At 36.2% G+C, this 2,717-nt stretch carries 1 protein-coding gene and 1 pseudogene; both read left to right on the forward strand.

The features are described 5' to 3' along the window. A pseudogene (locus ACKI3Q_RS00615) lies at positions 1-248 on the forward strand (30S ribosomal protein S7); the annotation flags it as partial. Positions 249-432: 184 nt separating this feature from the next. Then, a complete protein-coding gene (locus tag ACKI3Q_RS00620; RefSeq protein WP_407413279.1) occupies positions 433-2,628 on the forward strand; it encodes an elongation factor EF-2 in 2,196 nt (731 codons plus the stop codon). Positions 2,629-2,717 lie beyond the last annotated feature (89 nt).

Consider the following 2,717-nt stretch of genomic DNA (forward strand, 5'->3'; position numbering starts at 1 on the left):
AAGAAACTACCCGTATTAAATACGGTGGTATTGGATACCAAGTAGCTGTAGACATTTCTCCACAAAGAAGAGTAGACCTTTCTTTAGGATTCTTAACTAGAGGAACTTTACAAGCTGCATTCAAAAACAAAAGATCTGTTGCTGAATGTTTAGCTAGTGAATTAATCTTTGCTTCTGAAGAAGATACAAGAAGTTTCGCTATCCAGAAAAAAGAAGAAAAAGAAAGAGTTGCAAAAGCAGCACACTAATTTTAGTGTTTTACACTATTTTAGTGTCTTTAATAATTATAGGATTATTCGGAATTATCATTTAGCTATTAATTGGTGGTTCTGCATAATTTTTATATTTCTTTATATTTTTTTAATTTAAAAGACATAAATGACTTAGATATATTGACTAAAATAATAAACATGATGTTTATAGGTGATGATTTTGAGTAGACGAGACAAAATGATTGCAAAAATCAAGGAATTGATGTACCAACCTGAAAATATCAGAAACATCGGTATCTGTGCACACATTGACCACGGTAAAACTACTTTATCCGACAACCTTTTAGCAGGTGCAGGGATGATTTCTGAAGAACTTGCTGGTGACCAAAGATTCTTAGATTTTGACGAACAAGAACAAGCTCGTGGTATTACCATTGACGCTGCAAACGTATCTATGGTGCACCAATACCATGATGATGAATATCTTATTAACTTAATTGATACTCCTGGTCACGTTGACTTCGGTGGAGACGTAACTCGTGCAATGAGAGCTGTAGACGGTGCAGTAGTAGTTGTATGTGCAGTAGAAGGTATCATGCCTCAAACTGAAACTGTATTAAGACAAGCTTTAAGAGAAAAAGTTAAACCAGTATTATTCATTAACAAAGTTGACAGATTAATCAACGAAGTAAAATTAGGACCAGAAGAATTAGCAAACAAATTCATTGGAATCATTAATGAAGCTAACAAATTAATCAGCAAAATGGCTCCTAAAGATAAAAAAGATGAATGGCTTGTAAAAGTGGATGACGGTAGTGTAGCATTCGGTTCAGCATACCACAACTGGGCTATTAACATTCCAATGATGCAAGAAACCGGAATCAACTTTAAAGACATCATTGATTACTGTAATGATGAAAACCAAAAAGAATTAGCTAAAAAAGTACCTTTAGCTGAAGTATTATTAGGTATGGTAGTAGAGCACTTACCATCTCCTGAAGTTTCCCAACAATACAGATGTCCTAACATTTGGGATGGAGACATTGAAAGTGAAGCTGGTCAAACCATGATTCACACCAGCCCTGACGGACCTTTAGCTGTAATGGTTACTAATGTATCTGTAGACAAGCACGCTGGTGAAGTAGCTACCGGTAGAGTATACGGTGGTACTGTAGAACAAGGTACTGAAGTGTTCTTGGTCGGAGGTCAAGCTAGATCAAGAGTACAACAAGTAGGTGTTTTCTTCGGTCCTGAAAGAGTTCCTACTGAAAAGGTTCCTGCTGGTAACATTGTTTACATCACTGGTGCAAAAGGAGCTACTGCAGGGGAAACCATCTGTTCTCCTGAAAACAAGATTGTGGAATTTGAAGGAATTGAACACATCTCTGAACCAGTAGTTACTGTAGCTGTAGAAGCTAAAAACACCAAAGACTTACCAAAACTCATTGAAGTATTAAGACAAACTGCAAAAGAAGACCCTACCATTCACGTTAACATTAACGAAGAAACTGGTGAACACTTAGTTTCCGGTATGGGAGAACTTCACTTGGAAGTTATTGGTGTAAGAATCAACAACAAAGGTGTAGACATCAATACTTCTGAACCTATTGTTGTATACAGAGAAACTGTTGCAGGAAAAACCAAAGCTCCTGTAGAAGGTAAATCTCCTAACAAGCACAACAGATTATACCTTGAAGTTGCACCTTTAGAAGATTCAATCTTCCAAGCATTGCAAAATGGTGACATCAAAGAAGGTAAAATCAAAGATAAGGAAGAAGCTCAAAAATTCATTGAGCATGGTCTTGACAAAGAAGAAGCTAGAAGAGTATGGGATGTTTACAACAAATCCTTATTCATCAACATGACTCGTGGTATCCAATACTTAGATGAGATCAAAGAGCTTGTTATTGAAGGTTTCGAATCTGCACTTGAAGAAGGTCCAGTTGCAAACGAAATTGCAATGGGTATGAAATTCACTCTTGTAGATGCAAAACTTCACGAAGACGCAGTTCACAGAGGACCTGCTCAAATTTTACCAGCTATCCGTAACGCTATTAAAGGTGGTATGATGATGGCTGACCCTACTTTACTTGAACCTGTTCAAAAAGTTTTCATTAACACTCCTACTGACTATATGGGATCAGTTACTAAAGAAATCTTAAACAGAAGAGGTCAAATTGTAGATATGCCAACTGAAGGTGACATGGTAAACGTTGAAGCTAAAGTACCTGTAGCTGAAATGTTTGGTTTCGCTGGTGAAATCAGATCTGCAACCCAAGGTAGATGTTTATGGTCTACTGAAAACTCTGGTTTCGAAAGATTACCAAGAGAATTGCAAAGTCAAATTATCAGACAAATCAGAGAAAGAAAAGGATTATCCCCAGAACCATTTGGTCCTGACCACTACTTAGGATAAGTTCTAAGTTAGATAAATTCTAAGTTAAATTAAGATGATTTTTATCTTAATTTATCTGATTTTGTTTTTATTAAATTAGGAATTTTTCC

Origin of the sequence: Methanobrevibacter sp. (genome assembly GCF_045636185.1) — an archaeon.
In the GTDB taxonomy this organism is placed as follows: Archaea; Methanobacteriota; Methanobacteria; order Methanobacteriales; family Methanobacteriaceae; genus Methanocatella.